The 19,403-nt window shown below is 71.1% G+C and carries 21 protein-coding genes; 11 read left to right on the top strand and 10 right to left on the bottom strand.

Features of this window, described 5'->3' with window-relative positions; translation table 11 throughout:
- Nucleotides 1-30 precede the first annotated feature (30 nt).
- The 9 genes from ACFYXB_RS13085 to ACFYXB_RS13045 all read left to right on the top strand — a co-directional run bounded on the left by ACFYXB_RS13085 (nt 31) and on the right by ACFYXB_RS13045 (nt 7,697).
- Complete coding sequence (locus ACFYXB_RS13085) at nt 31-981, top strand: glycosyltransferase family 2 protein (protein WP_351353596.1); 951 nt, start codon at nt 31-33, stop codon at nt 979-981.
- Nucleotides 981-1,379 carry a GtrA family protein gene (locus ACFYXB_RS13080; protein WP_388499286.1) on the top strand — a complete coding sequence of 133 codons (399 nt, stop codon included), beginning with the start codon at nt 981-983 and terminating at the stop codon, nt 1,377-1,379. The genes ACFYXB_RS13085 and ACFYXB_RS13080 overlap by 1 nt, the downstream gene beginning before the upstream one ends.
- A gap of 25 nt (nt 1,380-1,404) precedes the next feature.
- Entirely contained in the window at nt 1,405-2,433 is a 1,029-nt protein-coding gene (argC, locus tag ACFYXB_RS13075; protein ID WP_389581071.1) for an N-acetyl-gamma-glutamyl-phosphate reductase, read from the top strand.
- Nucleotides 2,430-3,605: a bifunctional glutamate N-acetyltransferase/amino-acid acetyltransferase ArgJ gene (gene argJ, locus ACFYXB_RS13070; RefSeq protein WP_351353587.1), complete on the top strand. Its 1,176-nt coding sequence runs from the start codon at nt 2,430-2,432 to the stop codon at nt 3,603-3,605. Before argC ends, argJ begins: the two co-directional genes overlap by 4 nt.
- Nucleotides 3,602-4,513: an acetylglutamate kinase gene (gene argB / locus ACFYXB_RS13065; protein ID WP_389581069.1), complete on the top strand. Its 912-nt coding sequence runs from the start codon at nt 3,602-3,604 to the stop codon at nt 4,511-4,513. The genes argJ and argB overlap by 4 nt, the downstream gene beginning before the upstream one ends.
- Nucleotides 4,510-5,709, top strand: coding sequence for an acetylornithine transaminase (locus tag ACFYXB_RS13060; protein WP_389581067.1), 1,200 nt, complete (start codon nt 4,510-4,512; stop codon nt 5,707-5,709). Before argB ends, ACFYXB_RS13060 begins: the two co-directional genes overlap by 4 nt.
- Before the next feature lie 7 nt (nt 5,710-5,716).
- On the top strand, nt 5,717-6,250 hold the full coding sequence (locus tag ACFYXB_RS13055) for an arginine repressor (RefSeq protein ID WP_351353579.1): 534 nt from the start codon (nt 5,717-5,719) through the stop codon (nt 6,248-6,250).
- 96 nt (nt 6,251-6,346) lie between these two features.
- Nucleotides 6,347-6,922 (top strand): RNA polymerase sigma factor, encoded by a 576-nt coding sequence (locus ACFYXB_RS13050; protein WP_351353604.1) that lies wholly within the window; start codon nt 6,347-6,349, stop codon nt 6,920-6,922.
- Nucleotides 6,923-6,929: 7 nt separating this feature from the next.
- Nucleotides 6,930-7,697, top strand: coding sequence for an anti-sigma factor family protein (locus ACFYXB_RS13045; protein ID WP_389581063.1), 768 nt, complete (start codon nt 6,930-6,932; stop codon nt 7,695-7,697).
- Nucleotides 7,698-7,709: 12 nt separating this feature from the next.
- Here the strand turns inward: ACFYXB_RS13045 and ACFYXB_RS13040 are convergent, their stop codons facing one another.
- The 8 genes from ACFYXB_RS13040 to ACFYXB_RS13005 all read right to left on the bottom strand — a co-directional run bounded on the left by ACFYXB_RS13040 (nt 7,710) and on the right by ACFYXB_RS13005 (nt 15,648).
- Entirely contained in the window at nt 7,710-8,579 is an 870-nt protein-coding gene (locus tag ACFYXB_RS13040; RefSeq protein ID WP_389581060.1) for a serine/threonine-protein kinase, read from the bottom strand.
- Nucleotides 8,576-10,411, bottom strand: coding sequence for an ABC transporter ATP-binding protein (locus tag ACFYXB_RS13035; RefSeq protein ID WP_389581057.1), 1,836 nt, complete (start codon nt 10,409-10,411; stop codon nt 8,576-8,578). Before ACFYXB_RS13035 ends, ACFYXB_RS13040 begins: the two co-directional genes overlap by 4 nt.
- Before the next feature lie 77 nt (nt 10,412-10,488).
- Nucleotides 10,489-10,671, bottom strand: coding sequence for a hypothetical protein (locus ACFYXB_RS13030; RefSeq protein ID WP_351353568.1), 183 nt, complete (start codon nt 10,669-10,671; stop codon nt 10,489-10,491).
- Nucleotides 10,672-10,795: 124 nt separating this feature from the next.
- A complete protein-coding gene (locus tag ACFYXB_RS13025; RefSeq protein WP_389581516.1) occupies nt 10,796-11,584 on the bottom strand; it encodes an FAD:protein FMN transferase in 789 nt (262 codons plus the stop codon).
- A gap of 4 nt (nt 11,585-11,588) precedes the next feature.
- Nucleotides 11,589-12,335: an FMN-binding protein gene (locus ACFYXB_RS13020; protein WP_389581054.1), complete on the bottom strand. Its 747-nt coding sequence runs from the start codon at nt 12,333-12,335 to the stop codon at nt 11,589-11,591.
- 46 nt (nt 12,336-12,381) lie between these two features.
- On the bottom strand, nt 12,382-13,764 hold the full coding sequence (locus ACFYXB_RS13015; RefSeq protein ID WP_389581051.1) for a ferric reductase-like transmembrane domain-containing protein: 1,383 nt from the start codon (nt 13,762-13,764) through the stop codon (nt 12,382-12,384).
- Between the two features lie 59 nt (nt 13,765-13,823).
- The gene (locus tag ACFYXB_RS13010) at nt 13,824-14,288 is read right to left on the bottom strand and encodes an FMN-binding protein (protein WP_389581048.1); all 465 of its coding nucleotides are present in this window, start codon (nt 14,286-14,288) and stop codon (nt 13,824-13,826) included.
- A 7-nt stretch (nt 14,289-14,295) separates the two neighbouring features.
- Nucleotides 14,296-15,648, bottom strand: a complete 1,353-nt coding sequence (locus ACFYXB_RS13005) for a ferric reductase-like transmembrane domain-containing protein (protein WP_388499310.1) — start codon at nt 15,646-15,648, stop codon at nt 14,296-14,298.
- Between the two features lie 151 nt (nt 15,649-15,799).
- Here ACFYXB_RS13005 and ACFYXB_RS13000 point away from each other — a divergent pair, with 151 nt between their 5' ends.
- Both ACFYXB_RS13000 and ACFYXB_RS12995 read left to right on the top strand, forming a co-directional pair.
- Complete coding sequence (locus ACFYXB_RS13000) at nt 15,800-16,540, top strand: response regulator transcription factor (RefSeq protein WP_351353550.1); 741 nt, start codon at nt 15,800-15,802, stop codon at nt 16,538-16,540.
- The gene (locus tag ACFYXB_RS12995) at nt 16,537-18,018 is read left to right on the top strand and encodes a sensor histidine kinase (protein ID WP_389581044.1); all 1,482 of its coding nucleotides are present in this window, start codon (nt 16,537-16,539) and stop codon (nt 18,016-18,018) included. Before ACFYXB_RS13000 ends, ACFYXB_RS12995 begins: the two co-directional genes overlap by 4 nt.
- On the opposite strand, the gene ACFYXB_RS12990 is transcribed toward ACFYXB_RS12995, so the two are convergent.
- Together ACFYXB_RS12990 and ACFYXB_RS12985 are read right to left on the bottom strand one after the other, a co-directional pair.
- Nucleotides 18,005-18,712, bottom strand: coding sequence for a L,D-transpeptidase (locus ACFYXB_RS12990; RefSeq protein WP_389581042.1), 708 nt, complete (start codon nt 18,710-18,712; stop codon nt 18,005-18,007). The genes ACFYXB_RS12995 and ACFYXB_RS12990 overlap by 14 nt on opposite strands.
- 3 nt (nt 18,713-18,715) lie before the next feature.
- Nucleotides 18,716-19,303: a pyridoxamine 5'-phosphate oxidase family protein gene (locus tag ACFYXB_RS12985; protein ID WP_351353542.1), complete on the bottom strand. Its 588-nt coding sequence runs from the start codon at nt 19,301-19,303 to the stop codon at nt 18,716-18,718.
- Between the last annotated feature and the right edge of the window lie 100 nt (nt 19,304-19,403).

Here is a 19,403-nt window from a genome sequence, read left to right as displayed (position 1 = left end):
ACACCCGCAGACCGCCCCAAGGGAAGAACCGTGCTGATATCGATCGTCGCGCCCTGCTACAACGAGGAAGACGTCATCGAGCGCTTCCACGACCAGGTCCAGCAGGTCGCGGAGGAACTTCTGCCGCTCGGCCACGACATGGAGTTCGTGTACGTCGACGACGGCAGCAGCGACCGGACGCTCGCCGCCCTGAAACGCCTCGCCGACCTCGACGCGCGCGTCCGCTACGTCTCCTTCAGCCGCAACTTCGGCAAGGAGGCGGCCCTGCTCGCCGGACTGCGCCACGCCTCCGGGGACTCCGTGGTCGTCATGGACGCCGACCTCCAGCATCCGCCCGAACTCATCCGGCGCATGGTGGACCTGCGCACCCAGGGCTACGACCAGGTCATCGCGCGGCGCAGCAGGAGCGGCGAGCGGATCACCCGAACATTCACCGCCCGCCTGTACTACCGGTTCGTCAACCGGCTCGTCGACGTGGAACTCGTGGACGGCGTCGGCGACTTCCGGCTGCTGTCGCGCCGTGTGGTGGACGCGGTGCTGTCCCTCAGCGAGTACAACCGCTTCTCCAAGGGGCTCTTTGCCTGGGTGGGGTTCCCGGCCACCACCTTCGAGTACGAGAACGCCGTGCGCGAGGCCGGCCGCAGCTCCTGGTCCTTCCGCAGCCTGCTCAACTACGGTCTCGACGGAGTGCTCTCCTTCAACAACCGGCCCCTGCGCGCCGCGCTCTACCTCGGCATGGCGCTGCTGCTGTGCGCGGGCGTGTACACGGCGTGGATCGTGGGCGCCGCCCTCATCAACGGTGTGGACACGCCCGGCTATGTCACCATCGTCACCGCGGTGACCGCGCTCGCCGGCGTCCAGATGATCATGCTGGGCGTGATCGGCGAGTACACGGGCCGGATCTACTACGAAGTCAAGCGGCGACCGCACTTCCTGGTGAAGGCGACCAACGTCGAACGAGCGAAGGACCTCATTCCCTGATGTCGAGGCAACTGCTCACCTTCGCCGTGGTCGGTGTGATCAACACGGCCACCTACTACGGTCTTTACCTGTTGTTCCTCGGCTGGCTGCCTTATCTCGGTGCCCATATTCTCGCGTTCGCGCTCAGTATGACGGGGTCCTTTTTCCTCAATGCGCGATTCACCTACCGGACACGTCCCACCTGGCGGAAATTCCTGCTGTTCCCGCTGACCAATGCCGCCAATTTCCTGATCACCACGGCGGGTGTCTATGTGATCGTCGACGTCCTGCACGGCGGGAGCCGGTTCGCCCCGCTGCTCGCGTCCGCGGCGGCGATCCCAGTGACGTTCCTCGTCTCCCGCATGGTCATGCTGCCCAAGGACCAGGAGGATTGCATAAAAGTGCAGGAGTACGTATAGTCATGCCCTCCAGGAGGAGGGTGACATGGCGGTACGTGCGGCGGTGGCCGGTGCGAGCGGATACGCGGGCGGAGAGGTCCTGCGGCTGCTCCTGGCACACCCCGAGGTCGAGATCGGTGCCCTGACCGGCAACTCCAACGCGGGCCAGCGGCTCGGCGCGCTCCAGCCGCACCTGCTGCCGCTCGCCGGCCGAGTCCTGGAGGAGACCACCCCCGAGACCCTCGACGGGCACGATGTCGTCTTCCTCGCCCTGCCCCACGGCCAGTCTGCCGCCGTGGCCGAACAACTCGGCCCGGACGTGCTCGTGGTCGACATGGGCGCCGACTTCCGGCTCGAGGACGCGGCCGACTGGGAGAACTTCTACGGCTCCCCGCACGCCGGGACCTGGCCCTACGGCCTCCCCGAACTTCCAGGTGCCCGCGCCCGGCTCACGGGGTCCAAGCGCATCGCGGTGCCCGGTTGCTACCCCACCGCCGTCTCCCTCGCGCTCTTCCCGGCGTACGCCGCGGGCCTCGCCGAGCCCGAGGCCGTGATCGTCGCCGCCTCGGGCACCTCCGGCGCGGGCAAGACGCCCAAGCCGCATCTGCTGGGCAGCGAGGTCATGGGGTCCATGTCGCCGTACGGCGTCGGCGGTGGCCACCGGCACACCCCGGAGATGATCCAGAACCTCAGCGCGGCCGCCGGCGAGAGGATCGGCGTCTCCTTCACGCCCACCCTCGCGCCGATGCCCCGCGGCATCCTCGCCACGTGCAGCGCGAAGGCCAGGCCCGGCGTCACCGGCGAGAGCGTGCGCGCCGCCTACGAGAAGGCCTTCGCCGACGAACCGTTCGTCCACCTCCTGCCCGAGGGACAGTGGCCGGCCACCGCGTCCATCCACGGTTCCAACGCCGTTCAGGTACAGGTCGCCTTCGACGCCGCCGTGGGCCGCATCATCGCGATCAGCGCCATCGACAACCTGACCAAGGGCACCGCGGGCGGTGCCGTCCAGAGCATGAACATCGCCCTCGGACTCGACGAGACCACCGGGCTTTCCACGATCGGAGTCGCACCGTGAGCGTCACGGCAGCACAGGGGTTCCGGGCGGCGGGCATCGCCGCCGGAATCAAGGAGAACGGCAACCCCGACCTGGCCCTCGTGGTCAACGACGGGCCCCGCCGCGCCGCCGCCGGTGTCTTCACCTCCAACCGTGTGAAGGCCGCGCCCGTCCTGTGGTCCGAGCAGGTCCTGAAGAGCGGCGAGGTCTCCGTCGTCGTCCTCAACTCCGGCGGCGCCAACGCCTGTACGGGACCGAAGGGCTTCCAGGACGCTCACGCGACCGCGGAGAAGGTCGCCGACGTCCTCGGCAGGGGTGCCATCGAGGTCGCCGTGTGCTCCACCGGCCTCATCGGCGTGCTGCTGCCCATGGACAAACTGCTCCCCGGCGTCGAGACCGCCGCCGGGCAGCTCTCCGAGCACGGCGGCGAGAAGGCCGCCATCGCCATCAAGACCACCGACACCGTCCACAAGACCGCCGTGGTGACCTGGGGGTCCCCCCGGACGGAGTCCGGGGGAGGCTGGACCGTCGGCGGCATGGCCAAGGGCGCGGGCATGCTCGCCCCCGGCCTCGCGACCATGCTGGTCGTCCTCACCACCGACGCCGCCCTCGACAGCGACGTACTCGACAAGGCGCTGCGGGCCGCCACGCGCACGACCTTCGACCGCGTCGACTCCGACGGCTGCATGTCCACCAACGACACCGTGCTGCTGCTCGCGTCGGGCGCATCCGACGTCACCCCCGAGTACGACGAGTTCGCCGAGGCCGTACGGCAGGTCTGCGACGACCTCGGTCAGCAGCTCATCCGGGATGCCGAGGGCGCCAGCAAGGACATCAAGGTCGAGGTGATCGGCGCCGCGACCGAGGACGACGCCGTCGAGGTGGGCCGCTCCATCGCCCGCAACAACCTCCTCAAGTGCGCGATCCACGGCGAGGACCCCAACTGGGGCCGCGTCCTGTCCGCCATCGGCACCACGAAGGCCGCCTTCGAGCCCGACCGGCTCAACGTCGCCATCAACGGCGTCCGGGTGTGCAAGAACGGCGGCGTCGGCGAGGACCGCGAGAAGGTCGACATGCGCTACCGCGAGGTGCACATCGTCGCCGACCTCGCCGCCGGCACCGAGACCGCCACCATCTGGACCAACGACCTGACCGCCGACTACGTCCACGAGAACAGCGCGTACAGCTCATGAGCACGCCGACGAGGAAACACACCGCGCTGCCCAAGGCCCAGATCCTCATCGAGGCGCTGCCCTGGCTGACCCGGCACCACGGCAAGACGGTCGTCATCAAGTTCGGCGGCAACGCCATGGTGAACGAGGAGCTGAAGGCCGCCTTCGCGCAGGACGTCGTGTTCCTGCGGCACGCCGGGCTCCGCCCCGTCGTCGTGCACGGCGGCGGCCCGCAGATCAGCGCCGCCCTCGACCGGCACGGCATCGTCAGCGAGTTCAAGGCGGGCCTGAGGGTCACCACCGACGACGCCATGGACGTCGTTCGCATGGTGCTGGCCGGACAGGTCCAACGCGAACTGGTCGGGCTGCTCAACCAGCACGGACCGCTCGCCGTCGGACTCACCGGCGAGGACGCGCACACCATCACCGCCACCAAGCACACGCCCGAGATCGACGGCGAGTTGGTCGACATCGGGCGGGTGGGCGAGATCACCGACATCGACACGGGCGCGATCGAGGCTCTGCTCGCCGACGGCCGTATCCCGGTCGTCTCCTCCATCGCCCGCAGTCAGGACGACGGACATGTCTACAACGTCAATGCTGATACGGCGGCTGCGGCACTCGCTGCGGCACTGGGCGCCGAAACCCTCATGGTCCTCACCGACGTCGAGGGCCTCTACGAGGACTGGCCGAACTCGGACGAGGTGATCAGCCGCCTCACCGCCACCCAGCTGGAGAAACTGCTGCCGGAGCTGTCCTCCGGCATGGTGCCGAAGATGGAGGGCTGCCTGCACGCCGTACGGGGCGGCGTCACCACCGCCCGGGTCATCGACGGCCGGGTCCAGCACTCGATCCTGCTGGAGATCTTCACCGACGAAGGCATCGGCACGATGGTCGTGCCCGACGAGCACGAGGGGGACGTGGCATGACCGCCAACCAGGAGCTCACCCAGCGCTGGCAGGGCGCGCTCATGAACAACTACGGCACCCCGCGACTGCCCCTCGTCCGCGGCGCGGGCACGAAGCTGTGGGACGCCGACGGCACGCAGTACCTCGACTTCGTCGGCGGCATCGCGGTCAACGCGCTCGGCCACGCCCATCCGGCCGTCGTAGAGGCGGTCAGTACGCAGATCGCGTCCCTCGGCCACGTCTCCAACCTGTTCGTCGCCGAACCGCCCGTCGCCCTCGCCGAACGGCTCCTCCAGCTCTTCGGCCGCAGCGGCAAGGTCTTCTTCTGCAACTCCGGCGCGGAGGCCAACGAGGGCGCCTTCAAGATCGGCCGGCTGACCGGGCGCACACACATGGTCGCCACCGAGGGCGGCTTCCACGGCCGCACGATGGGCGCTCTCGCGCTCACCGGGCAGCCCGGCAAGCAGGAGCCGTTCCTGCCGCTGCCCGGCGACGTCACCCATGTGCCGTACGGCGACGCGAAGGCGCTGGCCGCCGCGGTGACCGGGGAGACGGCACTCGTGATCATCGAGCCGATCCAGGGCGAGAACGGAGTCGTGGTCCCGCCGGCCGGCTATCTGAAGGCGGCCCGTGCGATCACCGCCGCCACCGGTTCGCTGCTGGTCCTGGACGAGGTGCAGACCGGGGTCGGCCGCACCGGGAACTGGTTCGAGTACCAGGCCCACGAGGGCGTCCTGCCCGATGTCGTCACGCTCGCCAAGGGCCTCGGCGGCGGGCTGCCGCTCGGTGCCACCGTCGCCTTCGGACGCGCCGCCGAGCTGCTCCAGCCCGGCCAGCACGGGACGACGTTCGGCGGCAACCCCGTCGCCTGCGCCGCGGGACTCGCCGTGCTCGACACCATCGCGCGCGACGGGTTGCTGGAGAACGTCAAGCGGCAGAACGAGAGGCTGCGGGAGGGAGTCGAGTCCCTCGGCCATCCGTTGATCGCCCATGTCCGGGGCGCCGGCCTCCTCCTGGGTATCGTGCTCACCGAGCCGCTCGCGCCCCAGGTGCAGCAGGCGGCTCAGGAGGCCGGTCTCCTGGTGAACGCGCCCGCTCCCGACGTCGTACGGCTGATGCCGCCGCTGAACCTCGGCGACGACGAGACGGAGGCGTTCCTCCGTGCGTTGCCCGGCATCCTCGACGCTGTGCAAGGGGACGGACGAGCCGGGGAATGAGACGACGATGAGCCAGCAGGACCAAGGGCAGGCCGGGCCGGCCCTGCCGCAGACCCGCACGGCACGCCACCGCCGGATCGTGGACATCCTCAACCGGCAGCCGGTGCGGTCGCAGAGCCAGCTGGCGAAGCTCCTCGCGGACGACGGGCTGAACGTCACGCAGGCGACGCTCTCCCGGGATCTGGACGAGCTGAACGCGGTCAAGATCCGCAACACCGACGGCGACCTGATCTACGCGGTGCCGAGCGAGGGCGGATTCCGCACGCCGCGCGCTCCGCTGGGGGAGTCGGCGAAGGAGGAGCGGATGCGGCGGCTCTCCCAGGAGCTGCTGATCTCCGCGGAGGCCTCAGCGAATCTCGTGGTCCTGCGCACGCCTCCGGGGGCCGCGCAGTTCCTGGCCTCGGCGATCGACCAGGCCGAACTGCACGACATCCTCGGGACGATCGCCGGCGACGACACCCTTCTGCTGATCAGCCGGAACCCGACCGGGGGGCAGGCGCTGGCGGACCATCTGCTGAGGCTGGCGCAGAACGGGCACTGAGCCCATGCACGGCCCGGCCCGACGGCGGACAATGGGAATGTGATCTTCCGCGGTGAGCGGGCAATCCCCTGGCGGCGACTGACCGTATACAGAGGTGTGTCGGGTTTCCGGTTCCCCGAGGGTCGCCTCCCGGACGAGGCGCTGCTTTCCGGGCTGGCCACCGGAGATCCGGAGCTCGCGGTCACCTTTGTACGGAGGTTCCAGGACACGGTGTTCGGTGTGGCCATGGCCGTCACCGGGGATCAACAGCTGGCCGAGGACATCGCCCAGCAGACATTCGAGCGTGCGTGGCGGCACGCCCAGATCTACGACTCGCGCCGCGGCTCGGTCGCGACCTGGCTGACGACCATCGCGCACAACCTCGCCATCGACGCCGTCCGGACACGGCGGACGGAGCCGGTGGCGCCCGAGGATCTCGACGCCATGCTCGGCACTGTCACCGAGACCCCCGAGCAGTGGGCGCTGGCCGACGAGACCTCGTCCCGGCTGAGGGCCGCGGTGGCGCGGTTGCCGAGGGAACAGGCCCGTGCGCTGGTGATGGCGGGCATCTACGGAATGACGGCCCAGCAGGTCGCCGACTACGAGCACATCCCACTGGGTACCGCCAAGACGCGGATCAGGACGGCGATGGCGAAACTACGGACCACGCTCGCTTCTCCGAAGCGAGGCTGAGGCGATCATGTCCAGTGACGTGAACTGCGACAAGATGCGAGAGCTCGGCGCCGAGCTGGCGCTGGGCGTCCTGCCCGGCCGGGAACGGGCCGAGGCGGTCGCGCATCTGGACCAGTGCGCGGACTGCCGGGAGTACGTCGAGCAGCTGACCCTCGTCGGCGACCGGTTGATCGGCCTGCTGCCGGACCGCGAGGCTCCGTCCGGGTTCGAGGCCCGGGTGGCGCGCCGTCTGGCCGAGGACGCGGCGGCGCACGAGGGCCGCACGCACGCGTCCGGCCCGGCGCGTCAGGGTCTGCGCGGTCGCGTCCGCCGGGCCCGGCTGCGGTTCGCCGCGGTCGCGACCGCGTTCGCCGTCGCCTTCGGGCTCGCCGGCTGGGGGATCGGCACCGCCGTCGAGACGATCACGGCCTCGCCCCCGCCCGCCGTCGAGACCGAGCCCATTCTGCTGGGGGACCTGACCTCGGCCAGGAACCAAGGGCGGCCGGTCGGCGAGGTCTACGCCAACCCCGGGACCCCCGGCTGGATCTTCATGTCCGTCGATCTCACCGGCCCGGGCACCCCGTACTCCGGCCAGGTCACCTGCCTGCTCGAACACCGGGACGGTACGACGTCCCGCGTCGGCGACTTCACTGTGCGCGACGGGCACGGCGACTGGGCTGGGCGGGCCACCGTCGACCCCCATGCGCTGTCCGGCGTCCGCCTCACGGCCTCCGACGGCACCGTTCTCGCCACGGCCGACCTGGAGACGGGCCACGTCGTGGCTCCGGAGCAGTGAACCCGCCGGGCCTCAGGCGCGGGGTGGCGGGCCGGGCAGCGTCGCCTGGAGCGCGGCGGCCAGCCCGTCGACCGTGGGCCGGGAGGCCGCATCCGCCCGCAGACAGCCGTCGACTGCAGCGGCGAGAGCGGCGGGCATACGGCGGCGGGACGCGATAGGCGGGGCGCTCCGCGGGGGCCGGTCCTCCTGGCGACCGGCGCGCTCGTCCCCGGCGTGGGGCTCGTCGGGGGTCTCGCCGCGGTCGAAGGGCAGGTCACCGCAGGCGACCTCGAACAGCGTGATGCCGATGCCCCACACGTCGGCGGCGGCCGTGAGCGGTCCGCCGCGGTCCTGTTCCGGAGCGCGATGGCAGAACGTGCCCACCCCGGCGGGCGCGGGCCCGGGCGGCCGCGCGACGCTCAGGTCCAGCACCTTCGCATGACCGCGGTCCACCACCACGTTGGCCGGCTTGAGATCCAGGTGCAGCAGGCCCCGGCCGTGGAGGTAGTGGACCGCCGAACACAGCTGTACACCGAGGAGCGCCACGTCGGCGGCGCTGGGGCGGCGCCGCAACCGCCGTACGAGATGGGACAGCGTCTCACCGGTCAGCGTCTCCAGCACGACGAGCGGCTCGGGCGACTCGAAGGTCTCGTAGGCGCGCACCAGATGCGGATGGGTGAAGTCCCGCAGCAAACGACCCTCCCTCAGCAGCCGCTCGCCCAGCCGCTCCTCGTCCCGGCGGTCGGGACGCACCACCTTGAGCACGCAGCGGCAGGCCCGTTCCTCGCTCCAGGCGTCGTGGACGTCCAGCCAGCCGGTGCGCGTCAGATGCGCCAACACCTCGTAACCCGGCACCGGTTGCGTGCCCGGTGCGAGGGGCGGCGGGCCCCTGGAGCCGCTCACGACAGGACCTTCCCCTGAGGCGTGGACCCGGTCGTGGCGTTCAACCGGTGCAGCCTGGCGTACGTCCCGTCGCGCCCGAGCAGGTCGTCGTGGGCGCCCTGCTCGACCACCCGGCCGTGGTCGAGCACCACGATGCGTGTGGCGTCCCGGACGGTCAGCAGATTGTGGGAGATGACGATGGTCGTCCGCCCGGCCATGAGCCGACGCAGCGGGTCCATGATCCGCCGGCCCGACCGGACGTCGAGCCCGGTGGTCGGCTCGTCCAGCAGGAGCACGGGTGCGTCCCTGATCATCGCTCGGGCGATCGCCAGGCGCTGGCACTGGCCGCCGGAGAGTGTCCGGCCGCGCTGGCCCACCAGCGTGTCGTAGCCCTCCGGGAGCAGCTCGATGAACTCGTGCGCGTCCGCGGCGCGCGCCGCGGCGACGATCTCGGCCTCGGTCGCGTCCGTCCGGCCGTAGGCGATGTTGTCCCGCACACTTCCGTGGAAGACGAGCGTCTCCTGCAGCACCACTGCGACGTTCTCCCGCACGTCCGACAGGCGCAGGTCCCGCAGGTCCGTCCCGTCGAGACGGACCGCGCCCCGGTCGGGGTCGTAGAAGCGCAACTGCAGTTTCGCGACGGTCGACTTGCCGGCCCCGCTGGCCCCGACCAGCGCCAGTGTCTCGCCCGGTTCGACATGGAACGAGACGTCCGACAGGGCCCAGGACGAGGTGCCGGGATAGCGGAAGCCGACGCCGTCGAACTCCACGTCACCCCGCGCACGGCCGATCCGCCGGGCGCCCGGGGGCTCGGCGACCTGGGGCTGCTCGTCCAGCAACTCGATGATCCGCTCGGCCGAGGCGGACGCCGCGTAGAAGCTGGTGCCGAGGCGGGACAGGTCGCGGACCGGGCCGTACAGCTTGCCGATCAGCGCCAGGAAGACCAGCAACCCGCCAAGGGTGAGCTGGCCCTGTGCGAGTTTCCAGGTGCCCAGGCCCATGACCGCGAGGCCGCCGGACACCTCGATGAACTCGACGATCGGCCCGTAGACGCCCCGGATCCGCGCCGAGGCCATCGCCGCCCGGAACCTGCCGAGGTTCTCCCGCTCGAACCGGCGCTCCTCCCATCCCTGCCGGTTGTAGGCCTGCACGAGGGCGACATTGCCCAGCGACTCCTCGGCGATCGCGCTGATCGAGCCGCCGCGGCGCCGGCGCTCCCGCGACGCCTGCTTGACCAGCCGGGAGAAGCGCCGGGCCGTCCCCCAGAACAGCGGCACGATGACCAGTGCGAGGACGGTGAGGTCCCACTGCAGGTAGAACAGCAGGCCGAGGTAGATGCCCAGACTGATCAGGTAGTAGAGGGCGTCCGCCACCCCGGAGAGCAGGAACGTCTCGACCGCGTCGACGTCGCCCGTGACGCGCGACAGCACGTCCCCGAGCCGCCGACGTTCGAAGAATCCGAGCGACAGCCCCTGGACGTGCCGGAACACGGCGGAGCGGAGCGTGAGCAGGAAGCGTTCGCTGACCCAGGTGGACGTCACGTCGTCGGCGAACCCCAGGACGCCGGAACCGACGATGAGCCCCAGATAGGCCGGAGCGATCCACAGGAGCGGTCCGACGTCACGGGGGACGAGGACGTCGTCCACCACGATCTTGAAGAGCCAGATCTCCCCGGCGTCGATGGCGGGACCGACCAGGCTGAAGATCACGACGGGCACGAACCAGCGGCGGCCACCGCGGGTGTACGGCCAGAAACGCCGGAACACCTCGCGCGGCGCGACCGGGGGAGCGGCCGCGACCACGGCGTCGGACGTCTCACCCACCGACAGCAGACGCCGTAGGACGTGCGTCATGGCACCGGTTCCTCGTGAATGAACGGCGAGACGGACCGGGGCCTCCCGTCTCCGGTCCGCTCAGCCTTCGTGGGCGATCAGTACCCGTTGTGTCCGTGTCCGTGGCGGTCGCCGTGGTCGTGCCCGTGACGGTCGCCATGGTCGTGGTCGCCGTGCCCGTGGTCATGCCGGTGCCCGTGGCGGGACCTGTCGTCGTGATCCGACGTGTCCCACCAGTCGTCCCGGTGACTGGCCGGCAGCAGACTGCTGAAGATTGCCATGTGTTCCTCCTGAAACTTGCTGCACAGGGGATACGTCTCAGGACGGGAATTGGATGGCGTTTGTGGGTGAAGGTTCATATATGTGCTGACTTGCGGTCGTACTCTCAGCCACCCCGGCCTGCTGTCACCCCAGCCGCGCCGCGAGCCCCCCGGTGCACCGCACCTCGTCCCCCGCCGTGATCAGCAGAGCCTCCACGTCCGGCAACGACTCCAGCCACGCCAGCCCCTCCCGCGACCCCATCGCGAACGCCGCTGTGGCCCAGCAGTCCGCCCAGGTCAGCCGGGGCGCCACCACCGTCACCGCCACCAGGTCCGTGACCGCCGACTTGCCCGTGCGCGGGTCCACGATGTGCGCGCCCCGCTCGGTCGTACCGGACGTCGCCACCGCCAACCGGTCCACCCCGGCCGCCGAGACCACCGCCGCCAGGCCCCCCGGACGGAGCGGATCCGCCACGCCCACCCGCCACGGCCGCAGCCGCTCCGGCGTGCCGAACATCTGGACGTCCCCGCCCCCGTTCACACTCACGCCGCTCACCCCGACCCCCGCGATCGCCCGGGCGGCGCGCTCCGCGGCCCAGCCCTTGACGATGCCGGTCGGATCGAGCCACCCCCGGTACGTCGTGCTGAACCACCCCTCGCTCACCCGCTCCGCCTCGGCCGCCAGCTCCAGCACCTCGGCGACCTCGGGAGCGCACTCGGCCACGGTCAGCTCACCGCGCGCCAGCCGGGACACCTGGCTGTCCTCGCGGTACGTGCTGAACACCTCGTCGACCCGGTGCAGCCCTGCCACCGCCTCGTCCAGGGCGCCGCGCACGGCTCCGGGTTCCCCGCCGCGCACGTCGAAGGAGAACACGGTCCCCATGACCTCCTCCGCGTGCCGCAGCGTGGCGGGTGCCTCCGCCGGCTCCGCCACGGCGTCAGCCACCGGCCTGGTCCAGCGCCGACTGGAGCGACTGCTTGTAGCCGTTGCTCGTGTACGTCGCTCCGGAGACGGAGTCGATCTGCGCGTTTCCGGCCGTGACCGCTGCCTGGTTGAGCTTGGGTACGGCGAGTGCGGTCTTCTGGTCGCTGGTGGCGCCCTTGGGCGCCTGGACCGCCTCGGCCTTGGTGATCTTGCCGTCGCTGACCGAGATCCGCACCTGGACCGGCCCGTACTGGGTCTGTGCGACCTTGCCGGTGAGGGTTCGGGGCGCCGGTGCCGACGCCGCGTCGCCGGCCGCCTTCACCTTGTCCAGCGCCGACTGGAGCGACTGCTTGTAGCCGTTGCTCGTGTACGTCGCTCCGGAGACGGAGTCGATCTGCGCGTTTCCGGCCGTGACCGCTGCCTGGTTGAGCTTGGGTACGGCGAGTGCGGTCTTCTGGTCGCTGGTGCCGCCCTTGGGCGCCTGGACCGCCTCGGCCTTGGTGATCTTCCCGGCGCTGACGGTCAGCCGTACCTGCACGGCCCCGTACTGCGTCCGGGCCACGTCACCGGTCACCGTGTTCGACCCGGCGGCCTGCGACCCGCCCTGCGGTGACTCCCGCCCGGCCGCCGTCTGCTGCGGGGCGGCGGCCGACGCGGAAGCCGGGTCCGAGGCCGGCTTGAGTGACAGCAGCAGGACGACTCCGGACACGGTGGCGGCGGTGGCCAGCACGATGCGCCGTAGGGGATGGCTCTTCCTCATCCGACCGATCTCCTGATCTCGCGTGGTTCCCGTGGTGTCCCGTCGTTCACATCTCGAACGACTCGTGATGGATACGGCGGGCGGGGACCCCCGCGCCGCGCAGTGCTTCGTACACCGACTGCGCGAACCCGGGCGGGCCGCACATGAACACGTCGTGCCGGTCGATGTCCGGGATCTTGCGCTGGAGGCTGTCCGCGGAGATGTCCGGCCGCTCGCCCTCCGGGCTGTTCACCGCGTACATCAGTCGGGCCCCGCGCTCCGTGGCGATGGCCGCCAACTCGTCCCAGAGGGCCAGGTCCTGCGTGGTGTCGGCCCGGTAGAGCAGGGTGAGGTCGCCGGACGCTCCGGGCAGTGTCTCGAACAGCGCCCGCATCGGGGTGATGCCGACGCCGCCCGCGACCAGGAGCACCTTGCCGCGGCTGCGCCGGGACGCGGTCAGCGCGCCGTACGGGCCCTCGGCCCATACTCGCGTGCCCGGCCTCAACTCCCGCAGCCGGGTGCTGTGGTCGCCGATCGCCTTCACCGTGATCCGCAGCATGTCCGGGCGGGGCGCCGCCGACAGCGAGTAGGGGTGCGAGCTGAACCGCATGCCCGGCGCCAGGAACCGCCACCGGAAGAACTGCCCGGCCTCCGCGCCCATCCGGTGCAGCCTGCGGCCACCGATCAGCACGGACACGATGCCCGGCGTCTCCTCGATGACCGCCTCGACGCGCATCCGGTGCCGCAGGTTGAGCCGGATCGGGGTGAGGATCCGGTACCAGACCACCAGCGCGGTCACCGCGCCGTACAGCCCGTACCAGAAGGTCTTCGCCAGGGGCTCGACCGCGAAGTCGTTGCCGGTGGTGATCTGGTGCCAGAACGTCAGGAACACCGCCGCGTACGTCATCAGATGGACGTGGTACCAGGTGTCGTACGACAGCCTGCGGCGGACCCCGCCGATCGACGTCAGCCCGATCAGCACGAAAAGGCCCGTGCCGATGGCCGCCTTGCCCATGTCCGGCAGCTGGTTGATGGAGTCGATGGTCTGCTGGACGATGTCGCCGAGCGACTTTCCCGCCTGGAGCGCGTAGCCCCACATGATCAGGAACACATGCGCGAAGACCAGGCACAGGGTGTAGCGGCCGCTCATCGCGTGCCAGCGCGCCACCCGGTCCGAGCCGACCCGCCGCTCCAGGGCGGGCACCCGGGCCATCTGGAGCACGACAAGGGCCATCACGTATCCGGCCAACAGACCTGTGATGCGGCCCGCATTGAGGATCCTGCTGTTGTCGTCCGCGATGGACGGCGTGTTGTGCCACCACAGCCCCAGCACGCCCACCGCGCCCGCCCACACTGCGAGCAGCAGCGGGACGGCCGGGGAGCGGCGCGGGCGGATGCGGCGCATCGTCTGGCGGCGGGCGGCACGTCCGCCTGCGAGCGTGGTGGTCACGGTTCCTCCGTGGGGACGGGACCCTTGGCCCACAGATACGTGCTCCGCTTCACGAGTGTTCAGCTGCCTGCCGAGTCGAGTGCGGACTGAAGTGACTGGCGATAACCGTCACTTGTGTACGTCGCTCCTGACACGGTGTCGATCTGCGCGCTCTGCGCCGCCAGCGCCTCGCGCCGCAGTTGGGGGAGGGCGTAGCTGTTGATCTCCTGGTCGCGCGGGTTCTCCTGCGGGTAGACGACCGGGGTGACGTCGGTGAGCTTGCCGTTCTTGAGGGTGATGCGGACCTGGACGGGGCCCCAACGGGTGTCCACCGAGTTGCCGGTGACGGTTTTGCTGCCGGTGGCGGGGGCAGCGGCGGAGGCTGAGGCGCCGGCGCTGCCGGCGGGCGTGGGTATCGGGACACCGGCTGCCACCGCCGGGTTCGTGTGCGGCTTCAGCGCAAGGAGCAGCACTATCCCGGAGACGGTGGCGGCACTGGCCAGCACGATACGGCGCAGGGGGCGGGTCTTCTTCAACGCGTGCACGGCGGCCTCACAGCTCGAACGACTCGTGGTGGATACGGCGGTCGGGCACCCCGGCGGCGCGCAACTGCGTGTAGAGCTCCTGGGCGAAGGCGTGCGGACCGCAGATGTAGACGTCGTGCCCGGCGAGACGGGGGAACGTCGCGCGCAGGGCCTCGGCACTGATGTCCGGGCGCTGCCCCTGCGGTCCGTTGAGCGCGTAGAGCACCTTCGCGCCACGCCACCGCGCGATCGCCTCCAACTCGCCGCCCAACGCAAGGTCTTGGGCCGTCCGCGCCCGGTACAGGAGCGTGACGTCCCCGGGCAGCGTCTCGAACAGCGCCCGCAGCGGGGTGATGCCGACGCCGGCCGCGATGAGCAGGGAGCGGTGCCGGGTCGCCCGGTCGGCGGTCAGTGAACCGTACGGGCCCTCCGCCCACACCCGGGTGCCGGGGCGCAGCAGGGGGACGGCCGCGCTGTGGTCGCCGAGCGCCTTGACCGTGATGCGCAGCCGGTCCGGGCGCGGCGGAGCCGACAGGGAGTACGGCGTCGACGTCCAGCCCATGCCCTCGCCGAGGAACCGCCAGCGGAAGAACTGCCCCGGCCGCGCGCCCAGTTCGGTCAGCCGCCGGCCGCGTACGACCACCGAGTAGACGCCGGGCGCCTCCTGGCGCACCGACTCCACGCGCAGCCGGTGCCGCAGGTTGAGCCGCATCGGCACGAGCAGCCGGAACCACACCACCAGGGCCGCGACACCCAGGTACAGGGCGTACCAGGCGGCGGTGGGCACGGGCTTGCCGTTGAAGTCGTTTCCGAGGGTCAGCTGGTGGAAGAAGGCGAGGAAGACGGCGGCGTAGGTGAGCAGGTGCACGTAGTACCAGAACTCGTAGCTGGTGCGGCGGCGCACGGCACGCGCCGAGGTGATGCCGACCGAGAAGAGGATCACCGTGCCCGCGGTGGCCTTCAGCATGTCCGGATAGTCCAGGACCACCGTGAGCGTCTCGTGGACCAGGGAGGCGTGGTCCTGGGCGGCGTACCCGGCGAGGATCAGCACGATGTGCGCGACCAGCAGGCACACCGTGTACCGGCCGGCCATCGCGTGCCAGCGTGCCACCCGGTCCGAGCCGATCCGGGACTCCAGCAGCGGAACCCGCGCCATCAGCCCCACGAGGACCGCGCAGGCGTACCCGCAGAGCAGCCCGGCGATCCGCCCGGCCCCGGTCAGCCAGCCCGCCGCCCCGACCACCGTGCCGGTGTCGGCCCACCACAGCGCGACCACGGCCGCCGCGCCCGCCCACAGCAACGCCAGCAGCGGGCCCGCGGGGGAGCGGCGCGGAGCGAGCGGAACGGGCGGCGCCGTCCGCTGCTCGTACACGGTGGTCATGGGTACGTCCTCTCTCCCGCCAGGCCTGCCACTGTGCTGTGCGAACCTCTGAGACCCCTCTGAGCGGGCGCCCGGCCCGGCGGACTCAGAGGAAACTCAGAGCGTTCCCGGAGGACCGCGGCCCTCGCGCCGGGTGATGCTGGAAGACGACATGAACACCACTCGCTCCGGCCGCCCCGCCCTGACCCGCCCCGACGGCACACCCCTGCGTGTCCTCGTCGTCGACGACGACCCCGACCTCGCCGAGGTGCTCACCGGCGCCCTGCGCTACGAGGGCTGGGAGGTCCGCGCGGCGGGCGACGGCGCCACCGCCCTCGCGACCGCGCGCGATCTGCTGCCCGACGCCGTCGTCCTCGACGTGATGCTTCCGGACACCGACGGCTTCGCCGTGCTGCGCGACCTGCACGAGGTGAAGCCCGACGTCTGTGTGCTCTTCCTCACCGCCCGGGACGCGGTCGAGGACCGGATCGCGGGCATCACCGCGGGCGGCGACGACTACGTCACCAAGCCGTTCAGCCTTGAGGAGGTCGTCGCCCGACTGCGCGGACTGCTGCGCCGCGCGGGCATGGCCCGGCAGCTGGAGGAGGGGCCGAGCCTGGTCGTCGGCGACCTGGTCATGGACGAGGACGCCCGCGAGGTGACGCGGGCCGGCGAGCTGGTGGAGCTGTCCCCGACCGAGTTCGAACTGCTCCGCTTCCTGATGCGCAACCCGCGCCGGGTCCTCAGCAAGGCACAGATCCTCGACCGGGTGTGGTCGTACGACTTCGGCGGCCAGGCCCATGTGGTCGAGCTGTACATCTCCTACCTGCGCAAGAAGGTGGACGCGGGCCGCGAGCCCATGATCCACACTGTGCGCGGCGCCGGGTACGTCCTCAAGCCGGGGACCCGATGAACGTCGTACGGCGCCTGCCCCGCCCCCAGACCCTGCGCGCCCGGCTCACCTTCGGGCTTGTCGTGCTGCTCGCGGTGAGCTGCGCGGCTGTCGGGATCGCCGCGGTGGTCGGCGTGAACGGGTTCCTCACCCAGCGTCTCGACCAGCAGCTGAGCGAGGTCGGCACACGGCTCCCCGCGAGCCTGGAGCACAAGGGCCCGGTGCCCAGCGACCACGACGGCGACGAGTACGGCGACACCCGCCGCCAGGCCACCGACACCTTCGGCGCCCGTCTGGTCAATGGCACGGTGACCAACAAGGCACTCGTCCGCTCCGACGACCTCGCCGCCGACCTGAACGTCGACCTCACGGCCACGGACGAACAGCGGCTGGCGGCGGTTCCGGTCGACGGCCGGGCCCACACCGTCGAGCTCTCCGCGCTGGACGACTACCGGGTCGTCGCGTCACCGGGCAAGGACGGGGACGTACTGATCGTCGGACTCCCGCTGGAGCCCATGCAGGCCACGGTGCACCGGCTGGAGCTGGTGGCCGCGATCGTCTTCGGGCTGGCCCTCGCCGTCACCGGGGTCGCGGGCGCGCTGTGGGTGCGCTGGTCGCTGCGTCCGCTGAGCCGGGTCGCCGCGACGGCCACCCGGGTCAGCGAGCTCCCGCTGGCCAGCGGCGAGGTCGTCCTGCCGCCGCGCGCCCCCGAGTCCGACCCGCGCAGCGAGGTGGGCCGGGTCGCCGGCGCCTTCAACCGCATGCTCGGCCATGTCGAGGACGCCCTGACCAAGCGGCACGCGAGCGAGGAGCGGCTGCGCCGGTTCGCCGCCGACGCCAGCCACGAGCTGCGCACGCCCGTCGCCTCGGTGCGCGGCCACGCCGAGCTGGCCCTCCTCCACCCGGGCCCGGTACCGCCGGAGGTGACCCGTGCCCTGGAACGCATCGCGGCCGAGTCCTCCCGTATGGGCGAGATGGTCGACGAGATGCTGCTCCTCGCCCGCCTGGACGCGGGCCGCCCCCTGGAGCGCCGCCCCGTCGACCTCACGCGACTGGTCCTGGACGCGGTCACGGACGCCCGCGCGACGGGCCCCGGCCACCGCTGGACCCTCGAGCTTCCGGAGGAACCGGTCACGGTGACGGGCGACGCCCACCGCCTCCAACAGGTGCTGGCCAACCTGTTGGCCAACGCCCGTCTGCACACGCCCGTCGGCACAGAGGTGGCGGTGTCCCTGGAGACCGACGGCACGACGGCCTCCCTCAAGGTCCACGACGACGGCCCCGGAGTGCCCGAGGAGATCCGGCCGGGAGTCTTCGAACGCTTCACGAGAGCCGATCACCGCCGCCACGCGGACGCCTCCGGCGGGGGTGCGGGACTGGGGTTGTCGATCGTGGCAGCGGTGGTGGAGGCCCACAGGGGAAGCGTGGGCCTGGAGAGCCGGCCGGGGGCCACGACGTTCACGGTGCGGCTGCCCGCGGGCGACGTCAGTAACGCGTGATCGCGGTCGCCCCGCTCTCCGTCCCGATCGCGATGTGCGGCTTCGCCGCCGGTTTCACCCAGCCGAGGATCCGCCGCATCGCGTCTCCGGGTACCGACACACAACCGGCCGTCGCCGCACGCCCGTTGACGTGCAGGAAGATCCCCGCACCCCGCCCCCGCACCGGCTTTTGGTAGTTGAACCCGATGACCAGCGCGTGCGCGTACTGCGTCGGGTACGAGATCAGATGCTCGGACTCGGCGGCCCGGCAGTCGGCGGGCCGGGGCTCGGTCCACCGGTTGTAGGAGCGCGAGTCGTTGTCCTGACACCACCACGAGTCCTCGTGCACGCGGCGGTAGTCGACGCCCGTTCCACCCGGCGCCGCCTCGACACCGAACGCGAACGGCAGGTCGTACAGCCCGGTCGGCGTCGTGTTCGTGCCCTGCTTCCGCTCGGCGCCCTCGACGAGCCCGTTCGCACCGAAGCGGGCCGCGGCCGAACCGGCCTGCACCCACTTTCCGCCCCGCAGGTCCCACCAGGTGACCGTCCCCGATGTGGTGCCGGCACGCGGCGCCTGAGCGGTGATCAGCTGGCTGCCGCCACCCGTGTCCGCCATCCGCGAGGGCAGCGGGTCGCCCTCGAAGCCGCCGGCGGGCGCGGCACCGAGCACGAGGAGGGACGCGGACACGAGGGTGACGACGACACGGGGGCGCATGGCTCAGACGGTAGACGGCGGCAGCGGCAACGGCAGCCCGGGTAGGCCATCCAGGCTCGTCGCCACGTGGTCCTTCTTCTGGAAGTAGTCGCTCAGTGAGGCGTCGTCCTCGCGCGCGAAGCGCCGCCCGTGCAGGTCGCGGTCTTCCTCGTACGCCATGTGGGGCACGGCGTAGCCGCAGGAGTCCCGGACGAGTTCGGCGTGCACGACGATGACCGCGCGTAGGCCGTGCGGGGTCGGGTCGATGTCCGGGAAACGCGTGAGCAGTTCGTTGAAACGCGGGTCGTCGCGGAAGACGGGCTCGCCGCGCCCGTGCACGCGCACGATGTTGGGCGGTCCCTGGAACGCGCACCACATCAGGGTGATCCGGCCGTTCTCACGCAGATGGGCGATTGTCTCGGCGTTCGACCCGGCGAAATCGAGGTACGCCAGGGTGTGCTCGTCGAGCACGGCGAAGGACCCCTTGAGGCCCTTGGGGGAGAGGTTGACCGTGCCGTCGCCGGACAGCGGCGCGGTGGCGGTGAAGAAGAGGGGCTGTTCCTCGATGAACGTGCGGAGCCTGCCGTCGATGCGCTCGTAGGTCTGTCCCATGGCCACCGATTATCGGCGCCGACGGCGGCACACGTCACGCATCCGGTCGGATTGACGAATCATGCAGAGTGCTGCATACTCATGCATATCAGCGAATGCA

Source organism: Streptomyces sp. NPDC002619 (assembly GCF_042889305.1).
Classification (GTDB): Bacteria; Actinomycetota; Actinomycetes; order Streptomycetales; family Streptomycetaceae; genus Streptomyces.
The sequence above is the reverse complement of the archived record's forward strand: the minus strand, read 5'-3'. Positions and strand labels throughout refer to the sequence as shown.